The 24,529-nt window shown below is 40.9% G+C and carries 29 protein-coding genes, 2 tRNA genes and 2 pseudogenes; 32 read left to right on the top strand and 1 reads right to left on the bottom strand.

Annotated elements, in window-relative coordinates; genetic code table 11:
• Positions 1-37: 37 nt before the first annotated feature.
• The 26 genes and pseudogenes from G4D76_RS02615 to G4D76_RS02500 all read left to right on the top strand — a co-directional run bounded on the left by G4D76_RS02615 (position 38) and on the right by G4D76_RS02500 (position 19,081).
• Entirely contained in the window at positions 38-541 is a 504-nt protein-coding gene (locus G4D76_RS02615) for a hypothetical protein (RefSeq protein ID WP_213810467.1), read from the top strand.
• A 187-nt stretch (positions 542-728) separates the two neighbouring features.
• Positions 729-965 (top strand): cell division protein ZapA, encoded by a 237-nt coding sequence (gene zapA, locus G4D76_RS02610; RefSeq protein WP_213810972.1) that lies wholly within the window; start codon positions 729-731, stop codon positions 963-965.
• A complete protein-coding gene (locus G4D76_RS02605) occupies positions 962-1,492 on the top strand; it encodes a CvpA family protein (RefSeq protein WP_250130132.1) in 531 nt (176 codons plus the stop codon). Before zapA ends, G4D76_RS02605 begins: the two co-directional genes overlap by 4 nt.
• Positions 1,471-3,228, top strand: a complete 1,758-nt coding sequence (gene polX / locus G4D76_RS02600; RefSeq protein ID WP_213810466.1) for a DNA polymerase/3'-5' exonuclease PolX — start codon at positions 1,471-1,473, stop codon at positions 3,226-3,228. Before G4D76_RS02605 ends, polX begins: the two co-directional genes overlap by 22 nt.
• Positions 3,221-5,353 (top strand): endonuclease MutS2, encoded by a 2,133-nt coding sequence (locus tag G4D76_RS02595; RefSeq protein WP_250130131.1) that lies wholly within the window; start codon positions 3,221-3,223, stop codon positions 5,351-5,353. The genes polX and G4D76_RS02595 overlap by 8 nt, the downstream gene beginning before the upstream one ends.
• The gene (locus G4D76_RS14365) at positions 5,350-5,547 is read left to right on the top strand and encodes a Smr/MutS family protein (protein WP_250130130.1); all 198 of its coding nucleotides are present in this window, start codon (positions 5,350-5,352) and stop codon (positions 5,545-5,547) included. Before G4D76_RS02595 ends, G4D76_RS14365 begins: the two co-directional genes overlap by 4 nt.
• Before the next feature lie 178 nt (positions 5,548-5,725).
• Positions 5,726-6,040, top strand: a complete 315-nt coding sequence (gene trxA / locus G4D76_RS02590) for a thioredoxin (protein WP_026859731.1) — start codon at positions 5,726-5,728, stop codon at positions 6,038-6,040.
• A gap of 52 nt (positions 6,041-6,092) precedes the next feature.
• The gene (gene uvrC, locus G4D76_RS02585) at positions 6,093-7,868 is read left to right on the top strand and encodes an excinuclease ABC subunit UvrC (protein WP_305794277.1); all 1,776 of its coding nucleotides are present in this window, start codon (positions 6,093-6,095) and stop codon (positions 7,866-7,868) included.
• A 113-nt stretch (positions 7,869-7,981) separates the two neighbouring features.
• Positions 7,982-8,593, top strand: a complete 612-nt coding sequence (locus G4D76_RS02580; RefSeq protein WP_213810465.1) for a succinate dehydrogenase cytochrome b558 subunit — start codon at positions 7,982-7,984, stop codon at positions 8,591-8,593.
• Positions 8,594-8,607: 14 nt separating this feature from the next.
• Positions 8,608-10,351: pseudogene (gene sdhA, locus G4D76_RS02575) on the top strand (succinate dehydrogenase flavoprotein subunit).
• A 52-nt stretch (positions 10,352-10,403) separates the two neighbouring features.
• Positions 10,404-11,153 carry a succinate dehydrogenase iron-sulfur subunit gene (gene sdhB / locus G4D76_RS02570; protein ID WP_213810970.1) on the top strand — a complete coding sequence of 250 codons (750 nt, stop codon included), beginning with the start codon at positions 10,404-10,406 and terminating at the stop codon, positions 11,151-11,153.
• A gap of 1,067 nt (positions 11,154-12,220) precedes the next feature.
• A complete protein-coding gene (locus G4D76_RS02565; protein ID WP_026859737.1) occupies positions 12,221-12,664 on the top strand; it encodes a MarR family winged helix-turn-helix transcriptional regulator in 444 nt (147 codons plus the stop codon).
• A complete protein-coding gene (locus G4D76_RS14360; RefSeq protein ID WP_250130129.1) occupies positions 12,657-12,983 on the top strand; it encodes a glutamate racemase in 327 nt (108 codons plus the stop codon). The genes G4D76_RS02565 and G4D76_RS14360 overlap by 8 nt, the downstream gene beginning before the upstream one ends.
• A complete protein-coding gene (locus tag G4D76_RS14355; RefSeq protein WP_371814644.1) occupies positions 12,980-13,474 on the top strand; it encodes an aspartate/glutamate racemase family protein in 495 nt (164 codons plus the stop codon). Before G4D76_RS14360 ends, G4D76_RS14355 begins: the two co-directional genes overlap by 4 nt.
• Positions 13,471-14,060, top strand: a pseudogene (locus tag G4D76_RS02555) (XTP/dITP diphosphatase). The gene G4D76_RS14355 and the pseudogene G4D76_RS02555 overlap by 4 nt, the downstream one beginning before the upstream one ends.
• A gap of 12 nt (positions 14,061-14,072) precedes the next feature.
• Entirely contained in the window at positions 14,073-14,558 is a 486-nt protein-coding gene (locus G4D76_RS02550) for a metallophosphoesterase family protein (RefSeq protein ID WP_026859740.1), read from the top strand.
• Positions 14,559-14,575: 17 nt separating this feature from the next.
• Positions 14,576-15,115 carry a GNAT family N-acetyltransferase gene (locus G4D76_RS02545; protein WP_250130128.1) on the top strand — a complete coding sequence of 180 codons (540 nt, stop codon included), beginning with the start codon at positions 14,576-14,578 and terminating at the stop codon, positions 15,113-15,115.
• A 78-nt stretch (positions 15,116-15,193) separates the two neighbouring features.
• A tRNA-Arg gene (locus tag G4D76_RS02540) sits at positions 15,194-15,267 on the top strand.
• A 199-nt stretch (positions 15,268-15,466) separates the two neighbouring features.
• Positions 15,467-15,661 carry a hypothetical protein gene (locus G4D76_RS02535; protein WP_213810464.1) on the top strand — a complete coding sequence of 65 codons (195 nt, stop codon included), beginning with the start codon at positions 15,467-15,469 and terminating at the stop codon, positions 15,659-15,661.
• A 66-nt stretch (positions 15,662-15,727) separates the two neighbouring features.
• Positions 15,728-15,800 (top strand) — tRNA-OTHER (locus tag G4D76_RS02530).
• 353 nt (positions 15,801-16,153) lie between these two features.
• On the top strand, positions 16,154-16,363 hold the full coding sequence (locus tag G4D76_RS02525; protein WP_256440524.1) for a transposase: 210 nt from the start codon (positions 16,154-16,156) through the stop codon (positions 16,361-16,363).
• A gap of 180 nt (positions 16,364-16,543) precedes the next feature.
• On the top strand, positions 16,544-16,852 hold the full coding sequence (locus G4D76_RS02520; RefSeq protein ID WP_213810462.1) for an IS3 family transposase: 309 nt from the start codon (positions 16,544-16,546) through the stop codon (positions 16,850-16,852).
• Positions 16,792-17,316: an IS3 family transposase gene (locus G4D76_RS16530; protein WP_213810461.1), complete on the top strand. Its 525-nt coding sequence runs from the start codon at positions 16,792-16,794 to the stop codon at positions 17,314-17,316. Before G4D76_RS02520 ends, G4D76_RS16530 begins: the two co-directional genes overlap by 61 nt.
• The gene (locus G4D76_RS02510) at positions 17,271-17,711 is read left to right on the top strand and encodes a M23 family metallopeptidase (RefSeq protein ID WP_213810460.1); all 441 of its coding nucleotides are present in this window, start codon (positions 17,271-17,273) and stop codon (positions 17,709-17,711) included. Before G4D76_RS16530 ends, G4D76_RS02510 begins: the two co-directional genes overlap by 46 nt.
• 72 nt (positions 17,712-17,783) lie before the next feature.
• Positions 17,784-18,053: a lysozyme family protein gene (locus G4D76_RS02505; RefSeq protein ID WP_213810459.1), complete on the top strand. Its 270-nt coding sequence runs from the start codon at positions 17,784-17,786 to the stop codon at positions 18,051-18,053.
• A 773-nt stretch (positions 18,054-18,826) separates the two neighbouring features.
• On the top strand, positions 18,827-19,081 hold the full coding sequence (locus G4D76_RS02500; RefSeq protein ID WP_213810458.1) for a hypothetical protein: 255 nt from the start codon (positions 18,827-18,829) through the stop codon (positions 19,079-19,081).
• On the opposite strand, the gene G4D76_RS02495 is transcribed toward G4D76_RS02500, so the two are convergent.
• Positions 19,078-19,560 carry a hypothetical protein gene (locus tag G4D76_RS02495; RefSeq protein WP_213810457.1) on the bottom strand — a complete coding sequence of 161 codons (483 nt, stop codon included), beginning with the start codon at positions 19,558-19,560 and terminating at the stop codon, positions 19,078-19,080. The genes G4D76_RS02500 and G4D76_RS02495 overlap by 4 nt on opposite strands.
• A gap of 117 nt (positions 19,561-19,677) precedes the next feature.
• Here G4D76_RS02495 and G4D76_RS02490 point away from each other — a divergent pair, with 117 nt between their 5' ends.
• From G4D76_RS02490 to G4D76_RS02465, 6 genes are all read left to right on the top strand, one after another.
• Positions 19,678-21,174, top strand: a complete 1,497-nt coding sequence (locus G4D76_RS02490) for a DUF4886 domain-containing protein (RefSeq protein ID WP_213810456.1) — start codon at positions 19,678-19,680, stop codon at positions 21,172-21,174.
• A complete protein-coding gene (locus G4D76_RS02485) occupies positions 21,171-21,551 on the top strand; it encodes a DUF4886 domain-containing protein (protein WP_213810455.1) in 381 nt (126 codons plus the stop codon). Before G4D76_RS02490 ends, G4D76_RS02485 begins: the two co-directional genes overlap by 4 nt.
• Before the next feature lie 48 nt (positions 21,552-21,599).
• Complete coding sequence (locus G4D76_RS02480; RefSeq protein WP_213810454.1) at positions 21,600-21,854, top strand: hypothetical protein; 255 nt, start codon at positions 21,600-21,602, stop codon at positions 21,852-21,854.
• A 182-nt stretch (positions 21,855-22,036) separates the two neighbouring features.
• Positions 22,037-23,179 (top strand): phage tail protein, encoded by a 1,143-nt coding sequence (locus tag G4D76_RS02475; RefSeq protein ID WP_213810453.1) that lies wholly within the window; start codon positions 22,037-22,039, stop codon positions 23,177-23,179.
• A gap of 54 nt (positions 23,180-23,233) precedes the next feature.
• Positions 23,234-24,262, top strand: coding sequence for a tail fiber domain-containing protein (locus tag G4D76_RS02470; RefSeq protein WP_213810452.1), 1,029 nt, complete (start codon positions 23,234-23,236; stop codon positions 24,260-24,262).
• Complete coding sequence (locus G4D76_RS02465; RefSeq protein WP_213810451.1) at positions 24,259-24,459, top strand: hypothetical protein; 201 nt, start codon at positions 24,259-24,261, stop codon at positions 24,457-24,459. The genes G4D76_RS02470 and G4D76_RS02465 overlap by 4 nt, the downstream gene beginning before the upstream one ends.
• The last annotated feature ends 70 nt before the right edge of the window (positions 24,460-24,529 follow it).

The raw sequence follows: 24,529 nt of genomic DNA, 5'->3' as shown, positions 1-24,529 counted from the left end.
ATGAGCAGAGACGAAATTTGTCTCTGCTTTTTTTGGTTTGATTGGGTGGGCGCTGAATAATGAATATACAAGACATGAGCAAGGTCAGTTGGAAAATACGTATCCTGCTCATTATGAAGGGGAAAATGAGCAAGGTCGCATCGAAAAAGGCAATCCTGCTCATAAACAGGATGAAAATGAGCAAGGTCTCTTCGAAAAAGGCAATCCTGCTCATAAACAGGATGAAAATGAGCAAGGTCTCTTCGAAAAAGACAATCCTACTCATTATAAAGGTCAAAATGAGCAAGGTCAGTTGGAAAATACGTATCCTGCTCATTATGAAGGTCAAAATGAGCAAGGTCTCTTCGAAAAAGGCAATCCTGCTCATAAACAGGATGAAAATGAGCAAGGTCTCTTCGAAAAAGACAATCCTGCTCATTATAAAGGGCAAAATGAGCAAGGTCGCATCGAAAAAGGCAATCCTGCTCATCGAAGGGGGCAGATGACGAAAATAGTGGCAATTTGTCTTATAAACGGTGACAAGTCCCACAAAATCCGCTGACTTATCACCTGCCACCACCAAAAAATCTCAAAATCCTCAACAAGCTCAACAACAGCAACATTTTAATTGCTTGTATTAACATTCGTGGATAAGTATAATAAAATATTGAAATAGATAAATGTGTGAGAAATTTTATCGATATGGGGGCAATGTAATATGAGCGGGAAAAAACACGCATTGCTGTAAAATATATAATGAATATTACACGCTGGTGGGTAATGATAACGAGGATCATCTGAGACAAGTGGCGGAGGCGGTCGACAGTAATATTACGGCGATTGCTGCAAAGAGTCCGGGTCTCGATACGACGAGAAAAGCGGTGCTTACCGCTTGTAATATCATGGATGATTATATAAAGTTAAAAGAAAAATACGAGGCGCTGGAAAAGAAAACAGCGCGCTTAAAAAAGGGAACTAGCTTATGACTTTAATACTTTTAATTATACTTTTAATCGGACTGATTGCCGGTTACCGGCGCGGGATTATATTACAGTTCCTGCATTTGATCGGTACAATATCGGCTCTCGTTATTGCTTCATTAAATTATGAAGCGCTCGGCAGCAGGTTTTATTTAGTGATGCCGTATCCATCGACTGCACAGATGAATCCAAATGCAGTGCTGGGCGATGTTGGAAATCTTGAATATGCATATTATTATATGTTTGCTTTCTTTCTTATTTTTATCATCAGTAAAATTGTTATTCAGATTATCGTCAGTGGATTTGATTATCTGCAGCAGGTCACAACAGGCGGCTTGGTTACAAGTATCGGTGGTACAGTGCTCGGCTTAATCGAGATTGTCTATGTACTTGTGGTTATATATTTTTCACAGCGACGATTCCTTACGCACCGGTTCAAGAAGCACTGGCGGAATCAGGCATTGCCACATTTATTGGAACACACATTTATAATATCGGAAAAATTAATAGAATGGATACAAGTAGGGTCATAGAGATATGGCTCTTTTTTGGAGGCAGACATGAAAAAAAAGATGTAATCAGACTGCTTGAGAAAATCGCAGTATATATGGAATTAAATTTAGAGAATCCTTTTAAAGTATCCGCATACCGTAAAGCGGCAGCGGCTTTGGAAACGGATGGGAGAACACTCGATGAAATCCCCGATTTCAGTGAACTTAAAGGAATCGGTAAAGGCACGAACGAAGTTATCGCAGAATTTGTCAAAACAGGAGAATCCACAGTCCTTAAAGAACTTGAGGATAAAGTCCCCAGCGGCTTAATCCGCATGCTGAAACTGCCGACACTCGGCCCGAAGAAGATTGCTAAAATTCACGACGCACTCGGCATCAGTACGCTCGAAGATTTAAAAACAGCGTGTGAAGCGCAGAAAGTCAGCGCTCTTTCAGGCTTCGGCAAGAAAACAGAAGAGAACATATTAAAATCGATTGAAACGGTATTAAACAGACCGGAGCGCTATCCGATTTCACGCATATTAAAATTCAAAAAAATCATCACCGATGTTATCGACATTATCCCGGGCGTTGAACGTTACGACATGACGGGCAGCGGCCGCCGGACGAAGGAAACATCTCGAGATCTGGATTTTATCGTCAAAGTGGAAGATTACGAACTCTTCACGGAAACGATGGTCAATCAGAGTTTCGTGACGGATATCGTCGCCAGAGGCGATAAAAAACTCTCAGTAGAAATCGAGCATGATTTCGATGAAATTAACGTCGATTTCAGATTTGTAAACGGCGAAGAATATATTTCAACGCTGCAGCATTTTACCGGTTCAAAAGATCATAACGTGAAGATGCGCCAGATCGCCAAAGCACGCGGTGAAAAAATTAGCGAATATGGCGTTGAAACACCGGACGGCGTAAAAACGTTTGACTCGGAAGCAGCATTTTACAACTACTTCGATTTGCCGTACATTCCGCCGTCCATGCGTGAAACGGGTAAAGAGACAGACATCGATGTCGCACAAATCGTTAAGCCCGAAGACATTAAAGGCGATCTTCATATGCACACGGTGTACAGTGACGGCGCATACAGCGTGCGTGATATGGTGGAAACCGCACGCACGATAGGCTACGATTATATTGTTATTACCGACCACTCGAAAAGTTTGCGTGTTGCTAACGGCTTAAGCGATGAACGTCTTCTTGAGCAGCTTGCAGAAATCAGAGCAATTAATGCAGAATACGACGATATTGACGTCTACAGCGGAACTGAAATGGATATTTTAGCTGACGGTACGCTGGATTATTCAGAAATTCTCGAACAGCTGGATTACGTCATTGCTGCGATTCATTCGAGCTTCCAGCAGTCGGAAGAAGAAATTATGCACCGCTTAAAATCAGCTATGGATAATCCGTACGTCCGCCACATTGCGCACCCGACGGGACGCTTAATCGGTGTCCGAGACGGGTATCAGGTTAATATGGATGAATTGTTCCGTTATGCCAAACAGACGAACACAATATTAGAAATTAACGCCAATCCTCAGCGCCTCGATCTATCGAGCGATGTGATTGCGAATAGAGACGTCATGTTTACGGTAAACACCGATGCGCACCATACCGACCACTTTGATTTTATGAAATATGGTGTGGCGACGCTGCAAAAAGCATTCGTCAAAAAATCACAGGTACTAAACACATTAACAAGAGCAGAATTTAAAGCATTTATTAATAAAAGTAAGCAGAGTGATATAAATGAATGATAAAACATTCACCAAACTGGAATTCGATAAAATTCTCGAATCTGTCAAAGCATTTGCAGTCAGTGATCAGACGAAGGAGAAATTAAATTTTTCCATCGTTGAAACTGACATCGATAAAGTAGTTAAAAATATTGAAGAATCCGACGATGCATCATCGATGCTCCGTTACCGCCACGTTGAACTCGCTGGTATCAGCGATATTAAACCCTTTGTAAAACGGGCGGAAATCGGGAGCATATTAGGTGTGAGCGATTTTAATAAAATAAAATCCTTATTAAACCGCAAGCATATGCTGCAAGGTCTAATGAACGCCTTTGTAGAAGATGAAATTTTTCTTACCAGCCTTAAACCGTACATCTTAGAACTTGAAGATATTCATTTTCTGTACAAGAGAATCACTGAAACTGTCGATGAAGTGACGGTCTTAGACCATGCATCAGCAGAACTGCTCCGCATCCGCAGAAAAATCGGTTCAGAAGAACAGAAAATCCGCGAGCGTCTAAACGACATCGTCAGAAAAAATCAGCGTAAATTAAGCGACAGTATTATTACGATGCGTAATGGACGCTACGTCATTCCGGTCAACGTGGATTACCGCAGCGAATTTAAAGGAATTATCCATGATTCATCGCAAAGCGGCCAGACCATTTACGTCGAACCGACGGCGATCGTTGATATGACGAATAATATTACACGCTTAAAAGAATCCGAAGAAGCGGAAATTACTAGAATACTCAGTGCACTGACAGAGCAGGTAAACGAAGTGGCGCACGATTTATATGAACATAATATAAACCTGCACCATATTGACCTGGTCTTTGCCAAAGCAAAATACGGTGCGCATATTAAAGGCACAAAACCCATCATTACCGATGATGAATCCATCCGCTTAATCGGCTCCTTCCACCCCTTAATCGACAGCGAGTCAGTCGTGAAAAACGATATCGTTATCGAACCGGAAACAAAAGCGGTTATTATTACCGGACCGAATACCGGCGGTAAGACCGTGACAATTAAAACGGTTGGCTTATCGGTCCTAATGGCACAGGCCGGCATTCCAATTCCGGCGCGTGACGGTTCATCGATTTCAGTCTTTAAAAACGTCTATGCCGATATCGGTGACGAACAGTCGATTGAACAGTCACTGTCTACATTCTCGAGTCATATGACAAATATTGCTGACATTCTAAAGCGTGTCGACAGTGAGTCACTGGTTATTTTAGATGAGCTCGGTGCGGGGACGGATCCTGAAGAGGGTGCAGCACTCGCAATCAGCATTATTGAATACTTGCTCGAAAAGCAGGCGAAAATTATTTCGACAACCCATTATCCGCAGCTGAAATCATTCAGCTACACGCGTGAAGACGTGATTAATGCGAGTGTTGAGTTCGATGTGAGCACTTTATCGCCGACGTACAGATTATTAATGGGGATTCCCGGGAGATCAAATGCGTTTGAAATCTCCAATAAGCTGGGACTAGATCACGGCGTAATCGAACGTGCGAGAAGCTTAACGGGCCGTGACAATATGGAAGTTAACGAGATGATTACAGCGCTCGAACGCCATACGACGTCAGCGCGTGAGCATGAACATGAGACGCATGAACTGATGCGTGAAGCTGAAAAGCTGCAGCAAGAACTTACAGAGAACAATGAACAATTCGCTAAATATAAAGAAAAACTGATTCAGAAGGCGCAGGATGATGCGAACCGCATCGTTAAGCAGCGCGAGCTTGAAGCGGCGGAAATTATTAAAGAACTTGAAATGATGAAGGAACTTGGTGCCGACAGCATCCAGGAACACGAACTCATCAATGCTAAAAAAGAATTATCCGACAGCTACTACCAGCGCGATATTAAGAAAGACGTCCGCAATGAAAAAGTTGAAACACTCGCCGTGGGCGATGAAGTCGATGTGCTGACTTACGGACAAAAAGGCGAGATTATTGCACTGAATAATGATGAAGTCACAGTGCAGATGGGCATTATTAAAATGAAGCTCGACAAGTCCGAAGTGAAAAAACGGAAAGCTAAAAAAGCACAGAAACCTGTTACAATCCGTCAGAACAAACACACGTCAACCGCACGCTTGATCTCCGCGGTGAACGTTACGAAGACGCATTGATCCGTCTCGAGCATTATCTTGACCAGGTGCTGCTGTCGAACTTCTCTGATGTAGAGATTATTCACGGCAAGGGCACAGGGGCGCTGCAAAAAGGTGTGCAGCAGTATTTAAAACGCCACCCGAAAGTATCATCATTCAGAGGCGGCATGCCGAGTGAAGGCGGCTTCGGTGTGACGATAGTCGAAATGAAGTAGGTGAGTCTCCGTGGATAATTTTGATATGTATAAACTTGCAAAGGTACTTATAGTGATTAGTGTGTTAATGTTTATAAGCGGTATTATTTATCTGATGTACTTCGTGTAAGCAATACCGTTGAGTGACAAAATGAATTGTTGTATAATAAAAGCAATACAAATATGGAGGTAGTTTTATATGGCATTATATGAAGTGAACGATGCAGGATTTAAAGAAGAAATTGGTAGTGGACTTACATTAGTAGACTTTTGGGCACCATGGTGCGGGCCTTGTAAAATGATCGCTCCAATCCTTGAAGAATTAGCACCTGAAGTTGAAGGTAAAGCTAACATTGCTAAATTAAACGTTGACGATAACCAAGCTACAGCAAGCGAGTACGAAGTGATGAGTATTCCAACTTTAATTCTTTTCAAAGACGGCGAGCCTGTTGATAAAGTTGTTGGATTCCAGCCTAAAGAGCAGCTTGCTGCATTAATAGAAAAACACGCTTAATTTTTTAAAAGCCGCCATTGAGGCGGCTTTTTTTATGAAGAAGGGATGAATCATGTCAGAACTTAAACTGAAATTGTCAGTCCTGCCCGTCGAACCAGGCTGTTATTTAATGAAAAACAGCGACGGTGAAATTATTTATGTGGGCAAGGCGAAAAATCTCAGAAGCAGGGTGCGCTCGTACTTTACCGGTGCGCACGATGAGAAAACAATGCGCCTCGTTGCCGATATCGTCGACTTTGATTTTATCGTTACGCAGTCGGAAGTCGAATCGCTGCTTTTGGAAAATACATTAATTAAAAAACATCTTCCGAGATATAATATTTTATTAAAAGACGACAAAAGCTATCCATTTATCAAAATCACCAAGGAAAAACATCCGAAACTCGTCGTAACGCGCACAGTTAAGCCGAAGACGGGAAAATACTTCGGACCGTATCCGAACGCCTACAGCGCGCACGAAACGAAAAAACTGCTGGACCGTATTTATCCGCTTAGAAAATGTAACGTTATGCCGGATAAATTATGTCTGTATTATCATATTGGCCAGTGTCTCGGACCATGTGTATTCAATGTTTCAGACGAACAAAACCAGCAGATGATTGACGGCATCACTAACTTTTTAAACGGCGAAACTGACGGGGTAGTAGCAGAATTAAAAGAGAAAATGCACGCTGCCGCGGAAGAACTCGAATTTGAAAAGGCAAAAGAATACCGTGATTTAATGGGGCACATTGAAAATACCATGCTGAAGCAGAACATGCTGACTGCTGATATGACCGCACGCGACTGCTTCGGCTACGCTGTCGATAACGGCTGGATGTCGGTGTCTGTGCTCTTTATCAGAAGCGGTAAATTAATCGAGAAAAAAGCGGAAATGTTTCCGATGAATGACTCGGCAGAAGAAGAGTTCTTTAGATTTATCGTGCAGTTCTACGACCTCAGCTCAAATCTGATGCCGAAAGAGGTGCATATTCCGAAAGAATTCAACGTTAAGCTGCTGGACGAAGCGCTGCCGGCAAAAGTGAAGGCACCGTCACGCGGTGCTAAGCGTGAAATGGTGGAGCTTGCGTCGAAAAACGCGAGCATTGCTGCGGATAATAAATTTGAAATGATTGCACGGGACGAGGCGCGGACGATTAAAGCGATTGAAACGCTCGGTGATATTATGAACATTGAAACGCCGCGGCGCATTGAAGCGTTTGATAACTCGAATATTCAGGGCGTGGACCCGGTCAGTGTGATGGTGGCTTTTATCGACGGCAAACCATCCAAAAAAGATTACCGTAAATATAAAATTAAAACGGTTAAAGGTCCGGATGACTATGCGTCAATGGCTGAAGCGGTCAGACGCCGCTATACGCGCGTCTTAAAAGAAGGGCTGCCGCTGCCGGACATGATTATCGTCGACGGGGCAGTCGGCCATATGAACACGGTTAAAAACGTGCTCTTAAATGAACTGTCGCTCGATATACCGGTCGCCGGTCTTGCTAAAAACGACAAGCATGCAACGGCGGAACTGTTGTACGGCGATCCGGCAGAAATCGTTCCGTTGAAAAAGAACTCGCAGAGCTTCTATCTCTTACAGCGGATTCAGGACGAAGTCCACCGTTTCGCAATTTCATTTCACAGAAATACACGGCGGAAGACATCGATTGTATCCCAGCTGGATAATATCGAAGGTGTGGGTCCCACACGGAAGCGAAAGTTACTTTCAAAATTCGGCTCAATCAAAAGAATGAAAGAAAAGAATGTGAGCGATTTCACAGAGATGGGTATTCCAAAAAATGTAGCTGAAAACATATTTAGAAAACTAAACGACCAGGCATAATCACGCGAATGTAAAATTAAAGTGTAAAAGATTAAACGCTGTCTTGATTTGTAAAATTATTACGGGTAAAATAAGAGTTAAAGTTTGTTGACAAATAGTTAGGGGGTCTTTCAGTGTCGAATCAAGATTCAGGTTTTTACATTCGCAGATTACATTCATTACTCGGTGTAATTCCGCTGGGTGTCTTTTTAATCCAGCATTTGCTGGTTAACTTTACAGCTACATACAGTGAAGAAGCATTTAATATTGCTTCAAGTATTATGGGTAACCTGCCTTTCGTTATTCTGCTTGAAATTTTCATCATTTACTTACCAATTCTGTTCCACGGTATTTACGGTATTTATATCGCATTTACTGCTAAAATTAATGTGGGCAGATACGGAACATACCGTAACTGGATGTTCGTGCTTCAAAGAATTTCAGGTGTGGTTGCGTTTATCTTTATCGCAGTCCACGTGTACCAGACGCGTTTCCAAGTATTCTTAGGTGAAGAAGTAAACTTCCAAATGGTAGAGCAGATTGTTGCGAATCCATTCTGGTTAGTATTCTGGCTCGTCGGTGTTATTGCGACGGTATTCCACTTTGCTAACGGTTTATGGTCATTCATGATTACTTGGGGTATTACACAGTCAAATAAATCACAGCAGATTATGAGTTACGTAGCAATTTTAGTTTTCTTAGCAATTTCTACAATCGGAGTCATGGCAATCTTAGCGTTTGTATAAAAGGAGTGTAAATAATGGCGGATAATAAAGTAATCGTTGTCGGCGGGGGACTCGCAGGTTTAATGGCAACGATCAAAGCAGCAGAAGCTGGTGCTAACATAGATTTATTTTCAATCGTTCCGGTTAAACGTTCACACTCAGTGTGTGCACAGGGCGGAATTAACGGTGCAGTAAATACAAAAGGTGAGGGTGACTCACCTTCAATCCACTTTGACGATACAGTATACGGCGGGGACTTTTTAGCGAACCAGCCGCCTGTTAAAGCAATGACGGATGCAGCACCGGAAATTATTCATCTGCTTGACCGTATGGGCGTAATGTTCAACAGAACACCTGAAGGTTTACTAGACTTCAGACGTTTTGGCGGAACGCTTCACCACCGTACAGCATATGCAGGTGCAACGACTGGCCAGCAATTACTGTATGCTCTTGATGAGCAGGTAAGAAGCTTCGAAGTTAAAGGACAAGTCGACAAGTATGAAGGATGGGAATTCCTTGGAGTAGTTGTAGACGACGAAGGCAGAGCACGCGGTATTACAGCACAGGAAATCACAAGCGGAGAAATTAAAACTTTCAAAGCTGACGCTGTAATCATGGCGACAGGCGGCCCTGGAATTATCTTCGGTAAATCGACGAACTCGATGATCAACACAGGATCAGCGGCTTCAATTGTTTATCAGCAGGGCGCAGTATACGCAAACGGTGAGTTTATTCAAATTCACCCGACAGCAATTCCCGGAGACGATAAACTTCGTCTGATGAGTGAATCTGCACGCGGAGAAGGCGGACGTGTTTGGACTTATAAAGACGGCAAGCCCTGGTACTTTCTTGAAGAAAAATATCCGGACTACGGTAACTTAGTACCCCGTGATATCGCAACTCGTGAAATTTTTGACGTGTGCGTGAATCAAAAGCTCGGCATTAACGGCGAGAACATGGTTTACCTTGATTTATCACATAAAGATTCGCACGAACTCGATGTAAAACTCGGCGGGATTATTGAAATCTACGAGAAATTTACAGGCGACGACCCGCGTAAAGTTCCAATGAAGATTTTCCCGGCAGTACACTACTCAATGGGTGGTGTCGTAGACTACGACCAGATGACATCTATTCCGGGATTATTTGCAGCAGGAGAATGTGATTACTCGCAGCACGGCGGAAACCGCTTAGGTGCAAACTCATTACTGTCGGCAATTTACGGCGGGATGGTTGCAGGACCAAATGCGATAGAATACGTGCAAGGACTTGAGACTTCTTATGAAGATCTTGATGAGTCACTTTATGAAAATATGCTAACGCTGAGCAGGAGAAATTCGATAATATTCTTGCGATGGAGGGTACGGAAAATGCGTACATAATCCACAAAGAACTTGGAGAAATCATGACAGCAAACGTAACAGTTGTTCGTCAGAAATAAATTGCTTGAAACTGACAAGAAAATCTTAGAGTTAATGGAACGCTACAAACAAATCAACATTAACGACACTAAGAAATGGAGTAACCAGGCGGCGTTCTTTACACGCCAGTTATGGAACATGCTTGTCCTTGCACGTGTAATTACAATTGGTGCATACAACAGAAACGAATCACGCGGTGCACATTACAAACCGGACTTCCCGGAACGTATGACGAAGAATGGCTGAAAACAACTAAAGCATTCTTTGAGGACCGACTGAAGCACCAAGATTCGAATACGAAGACGTAGACGTGAGCTTAATTCCGCCGCGTATTCGTGACTATTCAGCTAAACATTAGTAGAAGGGGATGGCTAAATAAAAATGAGTACTACAGCAACTGAAACAAAACAATAAAGCTAAGTATTAAACGCCAGGAAAATCCGGAAGCTAGCGCTTACTGGGAAGAATTTGAAATTCCATACCGCCCGAACATGAACATCATCAGTGCGCTTATGGAAATCCAAAGAAACCCGGTTAACTCAAAAGGCCAAAAAACAACTGCAGTAACTTGGGACGCAAGCTGTCTTGAAGAAGTCTGCGGAGCATGTTCAATGGTAATCAACGGCAACGCGCGCCAGTCATGTACTGCGCTGGTTGACCAGTACCAGCAGCCAATCAAATTAGAACCAATGAGCACTTTCCCTGTAGTGAGAGACCTTCAGGTAGACCGTTCATTCATGTTCGACAACTTAAAACGCGTTCAAGCGTGGGTGCCGATCGATGGTACATACGACCTTGGACCAGGACCAAGAATGCCTGAGAAAAAACGTCAGATCGCTTATGAATTATCAAAATGTATGTCATGCGGCGTATGTTTAGAAGTTTGTCCGAACGTAAACGACAAATCTAAATTCATGGGTGCAGCACCAATTTCTCAAGTTCGTTTATTCAACCTTCACCCGACAGGCAGCATGTCTAAGAACGAAAGACTAGATGCACTAATGGGTACAGGCGGAATCGCAGAATGCGGAATGGCACAAAACTGTGTTGAAGCATGTCCAAAAGGAATTCCTTTAACGACATCAATCGCATCAATGCAGCGCGAAACAACATTCCACATGTTCAAATCATTCTTTGGCAGTGACCACGAAGTAAACTAATACTTTTAATATGATTTAGGCAGGACCCCTTTGCGGGGTCCTGTTTTTTTGTTTGATAATTAGCTCATTTGATGGCTAGTTTGGTGGGTTAGCTCGTTTTCGGTGATAAGTCGCTGAATTTTCCTTGAGTTATCATCGTTTATACCGCTTTTGAAGGCACCTTGCTCATTTTAGCTGTCGAGATGAGCAGGATTGAGGTTTTCGAAGGTACCTTGCTCGTTTTTGTTGTCAAAATGAGCAGGATTAAGATTTTCGGAGGCACCTTGCTCATTTTAGTTGTCATTATGAGCAGGATTAAGATTTTCGGAGTCACCTTGCTCATTTTAGTTGTCATTATGAGCAGGATTAAGATTTTCGGAGTCACCTTGCTCATTTTAGTTGTCATTATGAGCAGGATTAAGATTTTCGGAGTCACCTTGCTCATTATAGCTGTCAAAATGAGCAGGATTGATATTTTCAAAGGCACCTTGCTCATTTCAGCTGTCATTATGAGCAGGTTTATCAATTTAAAGCTAATCTTGCTCACAATAATGCATTAGTGTTGTAGAAAGTGGCTTAAGTAATGCATTTATCATACAAAAGAGCATTAGTATAAATAAAATTCAGCTCACCAATGCTTTTTTACCTGCACACCTGTATTTCCATCCTAATCTGCGGTACTATTTTCATAAGGAACCAACTCACTCTAATAAAGGTCGTGATTCCGCAATGATTATGAGATTAACTTATTCAATTATAGGATTAGCAATATTCGCATCTTTGCTGATTATTTCTATTCCTTTCCTATTTAATAATCCAATAGGGAATACATTGTATATTATTATGGCTGCGCTATTAATAATTTGTGTAGTTTTCATAATCACTGCCATCAGAGCCCGACGAAAATTAGACAAGAAGTTTAATAAGAAGTTTCATTAAAAAGGCGATAAATTTATCGTCTTCGTTTAATTTTTCACATTAATGAATACGAAACGCCACGGCTAACAACTCAATCCACCCATCTTCCTATTTTTTCTTTCGATTTACGTTATTATATTTATAAAGGATTTTTAAGGGGACTGGCAACTATGTATGATGAGCAGGAGACTAAATCAATTGAAAAATCATTGCGCTACATCGCATCGCACGTCAGGGTAAACGGCAGAGAAATATTAAAGCATCACGATATTTCGCCGCTGCAGTTTGTAGCACTCCAATGGGTAGGCGACAAGGACGGCATTACGATTGGCGAACTGGCGAACAGACTTTACTTGGCGCATTCGACGACGACGGATATTGTCGATAAGCTGGAGGCTGGCAATTATGTGAGGCGCGATCGTTCCGATAAGGATAAACGCCTCGTGCTTGTCAGCATGGAGGATAAGGGCAAGGAAATTATTCAAAAGGTAATCGATAAGCGGATTGATTACATTGCGAAGATTACGGCCAACCTGAGCGAAGCTGAACGGGAAATACTTCCCGGTGCCCTGGAACATGTTCTAAGGGAAAGCGAGCGGATCAATTATGAATAAACCGATAGGCATTATGGATTCAGGAGTCGGCGGCTTAACAGTAATGAGAGAAATTATTCACGCGCTGCCGGCGGAAGAAGTATATTACTTTGCAGACAGCCTGAATTGCCCGTATGGGCCAAAGAGCCAGGATGAAGTAAAGCACTATACAAAGGAAGCTGTGCAGTTTTTAATCGATAAAGGCGTCAAAGCTGTTATTATCGCCTGTAACACGGCGACAGCTGCGGTCATGCCGGAATTAAGAGATGAAATTGATATTCCGGTATATGGTGTGATTAACCCTGGTTCGCTTGGCGCACTTCGTAAAAAGCGTCGATAACAAACGAAATACTGCTTCTAGCGACCGAAGGGACGATAAAATCCGGCGCGTATGAAGCGGGGATTTTAAGCTTCGATAAGGATGTTAAAATTTATAATCAGGCATGTCCGGAGTTCGTGACACTTATAGAGAGTCTGGATTATGAAAATCCGTCAATCACAAAAACAGCGGTCGCGGAAAAACTTGCACCTTACAAAGATACAAAAGCGGATACGGTCATTTTAGGCTGTACGCATTTTCCTATTATCGAAAAGTATATCGCTGAGTTTTTTAATGGAGAAAAACATATCATTGATGCAGGATTTGAGACAGTGACGATTGCGCTGGTGCAATTACATAAGAAGAAACTGCTGACAGCAGATAACAACACACCGCACCACCGGATTTTTATTCACGGTGAAAACAATACTTTTGAAAAAGTAATGAACAGCTGGATTCCGGATATCGAATACAGCATCGAAAATATTTTATTACAGGAGACTTACAAATGACAAAAATAGTTATAGCGAGCGGCAATAAAGGCAAAATCAATGACTTTAAAGCAATATTTGAAGATTTCGAAGTTGTCGGCATTAAAGAGATTCTGCCGGAATTTGACGTTGAAGAAACAGGCACGACATTCAGAGAGAACGCGATCTTAAAATCAGAAGCAGCGGCAGAAGCGTTAAACTTACCGGTAATCAGCGATGATTCAGGGCTGTCGGTTGAAGCGCTGGAAGGCAGACCTGGGGTATATTCAGCACGCTATTCAGGAGAAAATGCGACTGACGAAAAGAATAACGAAAAACTGTTAGAAGAATAAAAGGCATTGAAAACAGAGCAGCATACTTCACATGCGTGCTGGCTTTATCGATTCCCGGTGAAGAAACAATTACTTATGAAGGTACATTAGCAGGCGAAATCCTGACTGAACCGCATGGCAGTGCAGGCTTTGGCTACGATCCTCTGTTCAAAACGCTGAAAGGAATTTACCTGGGTGAGATTACTTCTGAAGAAAAAGGGGAAATCAGTCATAGAGGGAAAGCGCTTGAAAAGTTAATGAGTGATACTGAAGTATTCAATAAGTTGAAAAAATAGGGGGATTCACAGATGAAAGTATTAGTCATTAGTGATAATCACAGTGAGAAAAATATTTTAACTGAAGTATATGACACGGTAAAACCTGATGCAGCGATTCATTTAGGCGACAGCGAATTTCCGTACGATGATCCTGAAATGGAGAAATATTTGCGCGTAACTGGTAATACCGACCGCGATGATAACTATCCGGAAACAGGCTTGCTGGAAGAAGCGGGCATGTTCTATACGCATGGCCATCTGTTCGGTATTAAATCAGACCGCAACACGCTGGCAGAAAAAGCAGCTGAAACAGGTGCTAAATATGCATTATACGGGCATTCTCATGTAGCGAAAATCGAGAAAGTGCAGGGTGTCTACGCGATAAACCCCGGCAGCATTACATCTTCACGAAATGAATATCCTGAAAGTTATTTAGTCATTGATACGGATGCAAAAATCGCATCTTACTACAGCCGTAAGCATAAACTGATGGATGAATTTAACCTCGACAACTAAAAAGGGACTGAAACATCATGAAAATTAAAATTGATGACGAGCTTGAACTAAAACAAGTTCAGTCACATGAACACCAGGAAATGTATGAGCTTGTCGATCAGAACAGAACCCAGCTGCGCGAATGGCTGCCGTGGGTGGACTATATGTCAGCGCCGGCGCAGTATATCCCAATTATAAAAGATTGGGTTGAAATGAACGACGCCCATGAAGCACTGACGCTCGGTGTGTATTATAAAGGGGAGCTCGCCGGCATGTGCGGCTTCAACAGAATTGTCGGACTCAGCCGGCGCGCTGAGATCGGCTACTGGCTGGCAGAGCAATATACCGGCACAGGCATAATGACGAAAGCTGTAAAGGGATTAATCGATTACGGCTTTAACGAGCTCGGCCTGCACCGGATAGAAATTATTGCAGGTACAGAAAATAAAAAGAGCAGAAAAATCCCGGAACGCCTGAAATTTACAGAAGAAGCTGTTATGAAAGATTATGAATTTTTATACGACCATTACCATGACTGCGTACTTTATCGGCTGTTAAAAACGGACTGGTTAACGTAAAATTAACATTATATTAAAAAAACCAAAAAATACATTGACTTTATATATCCTGGTTATAATAACTATTGTGTTAATTAAGTCCTGGTAGCTCAGCTGGATAGAGCAATGCCCTTCTAAGGCATCGGTCGGGGGTTCGAATCCCTCCCAGGACGTCAATGTTTAAAAGATAAGCTCCTGCATCTGAAAATGATGTGGGAGCTTATTTTTTTCGCTTTTAAAAAATGAATGTTAAAATTGTAAATATTCAATATCGTTTATAATGCTGTATAATATATGTTTGCAGATGTTGTATTTTCTTTATAGAAATTACAAAAAGGACTAAAAAATTGGAATAGTGGAAACGGAGGGATTATGATGAAAACTGCCAAATTATCAGATATACGTAAAAGAAACGCAGGACGAAGAGAGCAAGGGCTTCGAGCAGCCAGACGTGTCAGTCCTGATTTCGTTCCGGGAATGCGCGTCTTCGACAAACCGCGTAAAAATCCAAAAAAGCAAAGAATTCTCGAAGAGATGCAGGAGCGAGAGCTCGAATTAAAAAAGTAAACACAAAAAAGTTGATTCAAGTATATTCGCAGCACTTAAGAAATGAATAGAACAATTTATAATCATGTCCCGGTAGCTCAGCTGGATAGAGCAACGCCCTCCTAAGCGTAGGCCGCGGGTTCGACTCCCGCCTGGGACGTTATACTATTGCGTCAAAATACTTATGTAACATACGGTACGTGAGTTTCTTTTACATCGTGCCATTTTCGTGCCAGTACTTCGATTGTTTTCGATTCTTCTTTCAGTTTGTCTTCTTTAACGAGATGCGTATAAATCGACAATGTGACACCAACATTAGCGTGTCACAAGCGCTGTGAAATGTAACTGAAGTTAGACTAGAAAGTGGACACAGTAAATTGAGTGAGACAGTATTATAATAGAATTAATCAATTTACGTGAGGTGTTTGTAATGAGTAGAAAAAGAACGTATAATCAAACGTTTAGAATGGAAGCAGTGAGCTTAGTTAATACCAGCAATAATCTATCGCTGCTGTGGCCAGAGAATTGGATATACCGCCTCAGACATTAACCCGGTGGGTTTCGATGTATGGCAATGAAGGTTCAGATGCATTTGTGGGCAGCGGTAACCTAAGCTCAGAAAAGCAAGAAGAGAGAGATTTACAGAAACAAATCAGAGATTTAGAAGAGGAGAACAGAATACTAAAAAAGGCTATGCGCATCTTTGCCAACGACCAGAAGTGATTTTTGGTTTCATCCAGGCACACCGACACGAATTCCGTGTATCAAAGATGTGTGAAGTCCTCGGTGTCTCCAAAAGTGGATTCTATCAATGGCTGAAGCATGCACCCACACCGCAGCAGGAACGAAAAGCACAGCTAAAGCGTCAGATTAAAAAGATTCACAAACAATCCAAGGCACGGTATGACAGTCCAAAGATTACAGATTACACGGATGTTGTGGAAAGAAGGTACCGTTGTGTCTGAACGGACTGTCAGTCGGCTGATGAAGGAAATGGGCATCCGTTCAAAAGTCGTCAAAAAATACAAAGCGACGACAAATTCTCAGCACAATCTGTCAATCTATCCAAACCTCGTCGATCAGGATTTTAAAGTCAACGCACGTGGCATCATCTGGGTCTCCGATATTACCTACGTTCACACGAATGAAGGTTGGCTCTATCTGGCCACGCAGCTGGTCATCAGAGCATTAAAGCGCACTTTTCAGACGTAGCCACCGACAGCTGGCCTGATCCATCATTCGGACAGAGGCAGTCAGTATGCCGCATTAGAGTATCAGGCATTATCACCAGTATAAGTCGTAAAGGCAACTGTTATGACAATGCTTGTATCGAGTCGTTTCACAGTATTATCAAGAAAGAATTGATCCATCATGAGCGTTATAAGACTCGGTCTGAGGTGACGATGAGCATTCTTGAGTACATCGTGAGTTTTTATAATTATGAAATAATTCATGGCTACTTGAATTACTTATCCCCAATGACATTCGAAAAATGTACGCGCAACAGGGAATTCCTGGCATATTTAAAAGCAAAAAATAATATACCAGGGTCAAAATTTTACAAATTTATAGATTTAATTTACCGTGTCCGAAATCTTGACATAGGTCCACATCGCATTCATTCGGTCAAATGGTCGCAGATATTTACGAATACTTGGATGATCCTGCAGCAATAATTAATCAGTTGATGTCTGAGGCGAATATACCAGGTGCCGAAGTTGTTTCAGAACTCGACGGTGGGATGTTAAACAAGCTGACACAGCCGTTAATCGATAAAGTTAAATCACTTTTCGACGCTGTATCATCTACCGGCGATGGTTCACACATCCTGGGCAAAGCTATCACAGCTCATTTTGGAAGATATCCAAGAGGCATTAACTTTAATAATGGTATTCACTATGGACTAGATACTGCGCATAGTTATGATCCGTTGTTATCACCGGTTAACGGTAAAGTAACGCGTACCTGGAATGATTTCGGCGGTGGTAACTCTATAGAGGTTAAATCCGGTAGAGACTACTGGTGGTTTATGCACTTAAGCAAAATTAACAAGTGTAGGGAACACCGTTAAAGCCGGTCAGGTATTGCTGTTACAGGTAACACAGGGAATTGGACGACCGTCGCGCATTTACACACGCAATACATGCCAGGTGCTCCAGGTAACTCTAATGCTAAAAACCCATTACCAGTCTTGAGAGGTTTATCGAATAAAGGTTCGTTTGAAAATGGCGGAATTATCAGCTCTCACGGATATTACGAAGGCGCTGAAGGTAACAAGCCGGAGATGGTCATCCCATTAACAAACAAATCAAGAGCGATTGGTTTAATGTTCCAGGCAATGAGCCTGATGTGTGTGGTGGGAACAATCAGCAGCAGAATCCTATTATTAGTCATACGCTTTTCCAAGCACTGATTCAGGAGTTAAAAGAAATCAATAAATAAGCAAACCATATTCTCAATTTAATCTTCAACAAAGACATCGATATTATACTGGATGGTGAATCCATTAAGTTGAACATGGATGAACGGGAGTATGATTAGGAGCTTATTAATAGACTGCTTAAGGGCCGTAAGAAAGGAGTTGAGACAGCATAGTGTTTATCATTTATGATTTGAATTTCAGAAAAATACAATTACCAAAAGATAACTTTGGTTTAGGTCTGGAAGGTCTCGACTTATTCTTTTCATCGATTGGCAGAAGTGTTTCTGATGAAAACAGGACACATGTGATAGATGGCCCACGCAGCGCAAATATTAAAGCATACATTAAGTCAATGAGTAAGGCAGGATTACAAATTAAAACGTAATCGTGTCTATTCTTTTTTTAGACAACTCGGAGTTTTTTATGTTGCCGATATTGATGAGCCTAATAAGCTGCTGAAAGTTAGTGTGGATTCAGAATTTACACCGAACTGGCTTGACGGGGTTAACCATGCTGCAGAAATGGATATACCTTTATCAATAATAGACAAACCCTACCGCATATCATGTTATAGAACGTTGGAATTACAAGATTTAAAACGGGACGGAAAGTGGAGCCGGGGAATGAATTTGAAAAGAGATGTAGCATATCAGCAGTATGTTTTTAATAATTAGACTGACATCAATGTGTACAATCCTTCTGATACCGATTTATATATTAAGCAACATTTGGATTGCAAGATTACTTTCGAATGTCTGCAGAGTATGAGTCGAATCAGTTTATTAGATGCAGACAGTAAAGAATTTGTTTTTACAGATGCATTAAAAGCTGGAGATATCGTAGAGATTGAAGGACATCGCATTAAGAAGAATGGACAGCTTGCAGCTGCGAAGTTTAACGATGTGTACCCGATATTGAAAAGTGGATATAGCGAAGTGTATCAGCTGTATTCGATGAACAAGATAAAAGTGAGCCCTGGTCTCAAAGTAACGTTTGATTTCAGGGCTAAGTATGATTAACTCTTAATTTTCGATATTATTTGCTTATTAGTATTTTTGAATTGATGTGCAATTGCAACAACAGAAATCATACCAACTATAGTTGAAAATTGAGTTGGGTTTGTAATGCTGGCAATGATAAAAATAGTTGTTATTAGCAAAAATGTACCTAAGGCAAAGATAAAATTTTTTGTGCTGAAAGGTACCTTGAAGAAAAAATTAAATAGAGGGTATCCGAATCCAACTAAAAGGATTGCGCCACCAAATATAATAGCTAGCACTTTTAAAGATGCCATATTGAAATTGATATATAAACCTTTAGCTATTTCATTCATAGCAGTACCTTCTATACTCACAGCGAACTTACCTAAAAACCAGGGTACTAGTCCTAGCAAAATCAAAAATACAGCAAGCATAACACCGAGTATAAATATGATTCCTAAAAAATGTAGGAAATTTACCCATTTATCTTTTAAGGGAATATCTTTATTTCCATTCACATATATCACCTCCAATCTAAATTTAACTATATCATATTGGATTAACAAAAATAGAAATATTTAGGCATCTCATTATATGAGGTGTCTTTTTTATTACTCAAAAAAGAAGTGATTTAATTGGCAAAAATACCTTATGTAACAACTAGTTTGGATGACGGAGATATGAATACTATTAATAGAACTATAGATGTTGTTAACAAGGTTCCTGATTTAGATAAAATTTCTGATGACGCAGTAGGTAAAATTAATACCTATGTAAATAACATTGAAACCGTCGGAACATTACTGGCTAACAAAGGGGTTATTTACCCTTTAAAAAACGAAAAAAGATGGAATCATGCATCCTTTGATGATGAAGTGAAAAATGTTGTTTTAGATGCGAAAGTCTTTAATCCTACACCTGGTAAAGTATATAGCATTCGAGAAGTTTTAAATGGAGCTGTAGCAGGTGGAGTCCCTGGTTACGGAATAAGTATTGATGAATATGATGAAGACACATTTTATACAAATAATGAGCAAAGTAGAAAAAGTATTATATCTTCTCGTTTAGCAGGGAGTATTCCTAAACCTACCGAGAGCATTCAAACAATAGAAGTTACTGTAGAAAATACTCGTTTTGTTGTTACTGTTGATTTTTCAGCAATGAGTATAAGTGCCTTATATATAACAGGTGTGGCATCGCCTAAAGCGGAAGGGAACATCATTCATCCGAATAATTACGTTTATAGTATGACAAAGCAATTAGAATTACCAGATAGAAATAAGGGAATCATCTATCCATTGCACAACGTTAAAAGAGATAATGAAATGCATCCAGTTTCTAATGAAATTAAAAATGTTGTACTAGATGCGAAAGTTATTGGCGCAGAAGAAAGAAAAGTTTATGCTATTTCATATATCGCAAATGGCGCTTTTGATTCTTACGGATTCTACATTGATGAATTTGACGAAGCCGCATTCAGTACTGACAGTTCTATCAGTAAAAGAAGGTTAGTTGATATTTTAGCCCCACCCTTTGAAAATCCTGGTGGAGAAGTGATAACGAGAGTAGTGCAAGGTAATAACGCTGTTAAGTTCGTTATCACTTTAGATTATTCTGAAATAACAGGAACTTATTTAAATAATCAAAATGCAGGTAATATACACGGTTACGGATTGATTATAGACAAGTCGAACTATATTTACAGAATACAGAGCAGTGGTGAAGATATAGTACGAGAACCACTCAAAGTTTTAATGGTTGGAAATAGTTACGCTAGGAATGTAACTAATTACATTCATGACATCGCAGCATCAGCTAATGTTGATTGTATATTCGGTGTACTCTATAGAGCTGGAGAAAGTTTACAGGGGCATTGGGATCAAGCGAGTAACGATTTATCGTCGTACACTTACTATAAAAGGATTTCTAATAGTGCCTTTCCATCAAACACAATTACCAATAATTTTTCGATAAGCACGGCATTTTCAGACGAAGATTGGGATATTGTGACTTATCAACAATCACCTTCTCCGGCGAGAGACTACTCAAGCTATCAACCTTATTTAAACAATCTTATAAATTACATTGAAGGTTTGGCAGGAGGAAAAAACTTGAACACGCTATCCACATGACGTGGAGCCATGCGAAAAGTTTAGATAACAGTGGAACGATGTACACGGATATTGTGGATGCTTACGCACAGTCCATGAATGCAGAGAAAATCAACTCATTAATCCCTATGGCAACGGTAGTAGAGAACGCTCGTACTAATAAATATCTCAATGCTGTAGATGATGAATTAACTAGCGACGGCTACCGTCTAAGTGATTGCGGGGAGTATCTCGGAGGACTCGGACTGTTTGAATCTTTGCTTGCAGGTCGTTTTAAGAAAGAAATTTTTTCTGATGTTACTTTCATATCCACAAGTGGAGATAAACATTTAGCGTATCTCGGGAAATTATCAGTAAAAAATACAGTGATGAATACCTTTAGAAAAACGGAAATATAGATAATAGGGTCCTAATGTTTGGTATGATTGATTCATCAAATATTAGGAGTGATTTATAGTGCATTACGTGATCAAACAGACAGAGTATACGAAAAAACAAAAGAATTTAAGAAGCCGACTGCAGTTGGTTCGGAATATTTTGATAACAAACCTGAAAAAGGTGAATATATCGTTACTAAAGATCGCAGAACATTTGTTGTTAGAGCTGTACTCCACAGATCGCAACTCACGAACGAAAACTACACCGGAGATGAACCAACGACAGAGTTGATAGTAGAGGAAAGCGAAATTTTTCTAACATAATACTAAATGTATAAGACACCTCATCGCAGGTGTCTTTTTTATGCCCAAATTCAGGAGGTGAACGACCATACTAAAAGTCATAGATTTAAAGGGTAAACCATACCCAGCACGATCAATAGTCAATAGAAAACGTACTGTAAATGGAGAGCGGACTTTGTCCCTCTCTTTTTTTAATGGACGAAATGAATGCTGACTTCCTTGAAAACTTAGATTTCGACTGGAGGGCAGCGTTTGACGGTGATGAACACACGCTGATCAATCCATCTACACAGGCGATTTTAAAAGGTAAGTCTGTTTCAGCGGTACATCGTTTCTTTACAGACTTCGGTAATCACTACCTGCAGGACGAGGCAGAAGATGAGTCACGGACAGCGCTCAATGCTTATGTCGACTTATTCCAAGGCATAGGCTACACCGTCCACCTGGTCAATAACTTTTACGCAGCCACACTCAACTATCAGAAGAACCAAACTAAAGATGAGCGTTTTCATTATTACAATGAGCGCTATAAAGCAGAGTTTATCATTAGCGGTCACAACGTCTATCTGTATAACAAAATCGGGACTTACAAACCTGATGTTCGAATCGATGAAGATCTAAACGTTAAAGATGCAAAGGTCATGATGGACACTCAATCATTTTGGACCTGGTGTAAATGTTGTTTTGACAAAGAAGATGACACAGACGGCGGTGAAGAGGTTTATCGTCAGGAATATGTGTATCAAAATCATGACTTGATTGCCATATACGGAGAAAAAGAAGGGCCTGCACTGTACCAGGGTGCGATTAAGCATGTGAATGTCATGAAGGAGTTTGCGCAGTCCTCTCAAGAAGCGAGTTATTCAGTCTCACATGAAGTCAGCCTGATCGATTTGCGTAAGCAAGGATACGAAGAATTTATATTTAATGAGGGCGACACGGTCCGTTTGAGTTTGAAGTCTATAAATCAAACTTTGGACATTCGTGTGATTGAAATAGACGAGACCTTTGTTGAAGATGAACAGGGCGATAAACAGCTCATAGATTTTACTTTGACACTCGGAAATGAGAATGTCGTTAAAGCACATAAGAATAGCAAGAACACGGCAATGATTACCCTGCAGGAATGGATAGATGGTCGTAGAGAAATGCCCTTCAATATACTTCCTAGAGCAATTCAACGTGCTGCTGATATTGTCATGGGTGATACTGACTCAGTGATGGAATATCGTAAAGATAGACTGATTGGACATCATGATAAAAATGCCGGGAACAATGTCCAGTTGAACGTCAGCGGTCTGGTGTTCAATCGAAATGGCGTACCAAAAACAGCGATGACGTATTAAGGCATCGTCGCTGATGCAATTACTACAGGTATTCTTATTGCTAATAACGTAGTGGTGTATGGCGAAGATGGCGATAAGTACATGTACATGACCGGCGCTCAATTTATATCACACGGCGACTTCACTCGAACCTGGACCGGAGTGACTGATACCGCGGAATTGAATCTTGGGATATACAACGGCCGTATTATGGTTTCTAACGAAGTCACAGGTTATAACCTATATATGACCGAAAAAGGATTGTCCACAACGATGTCAGGAGCTATAGAAGATTTTACTGCGGGAACTTTAGAATTTCATAGTCAGCGATATAACGAAGAATCCAGAGGTGTCACGTTACACTCGACATCTGGTGCAGTGGCGTTGGAATCGGATTACAGTACGATATACACCGTGTCTGATTTGACAAACAACATAGAAAGTCGACAGTATTCTGTTTACGTAAGACCTTTTCGAGATTCCAGGAACGGTGTAAATGAATTCCAGTTTTATGTGAAAGATAATGAATCATCCTCAGAAACTGATGGTGCACTATTGTTTGGTAACTTGACCGAGGGCGCAACACACGGTTCCGGCATACGATTCAGCAAGCAACGTGATAATCCGAAAATTTACGCGACAAATAACAACGGTGACATTGGCACGGGCGGATTACCTGCTAAAGAAGTACAAGCTGAAAGTATTCGTGTGCTAGATGAAGGGTCGAACCTTTATTTAGGTACATCCACAGGAGAAGTGCGAGTGACCAACAACTTACTATACAACGGCGCAGATATTGGTTACAAGCCGATTAAAGCATCAGCGTTTACACAAGCTTCTTTTCAGACATACAAAACAAATATAGAAGATGTCGGTAACATCGGTCTTGAAACTATTAAAGGTTTAAATGTGGTTGAATACGATCTGATAGATGACATCGAAGAAGGTGTGACTGACAATAGACAAATCGGATTGATTGCGGAACACAGTGGTCCTGTTGCTACGAAGGAATTAACAGGCATAGATTTATATAAAATGTCGAGTTACAGTATCAAAGCAATACAGGAACTAGAAGGAAGAGTTAAATTATTGGAGGCTAAATGATGGAGCAGAATACTGAAGGGTTAATAAACGTTGATGAATTGGCAGCGTATATAAATGCAGAATGGGCACAGTCTATGTCAAGAGCTAATCAGAAAATCGCACATTTGATTGTGGAAAATAAAATTATTCATGAAGAAAATAAAGGATTAAAAAGTGAATTGAATCGATTGAAGGACCGGAAGCCTGCCGAGAAGTAGGTTTTTTTAATACAACGAAAGGGGTGGTTAACAAACCTGTCAACGGGTGGTCAAATACTCGGTGGTTTAA

It is taken from the genome of Jeotgalicoccus sp. WY2, assembly GCF_018437745.1.
Classification (GTDB): Bacteria; Bacillota; Bacilli; order Staphylococcales; family Salinicoccaceae; genus Jeotgalicoccus; species Jeotgalicoccus psychrophilus.
The sequence above is the reverse complement of the archived record's forward strand: the minus strand, read 5'-3'. Positions and strand labels throughout refer to the sequence as shown.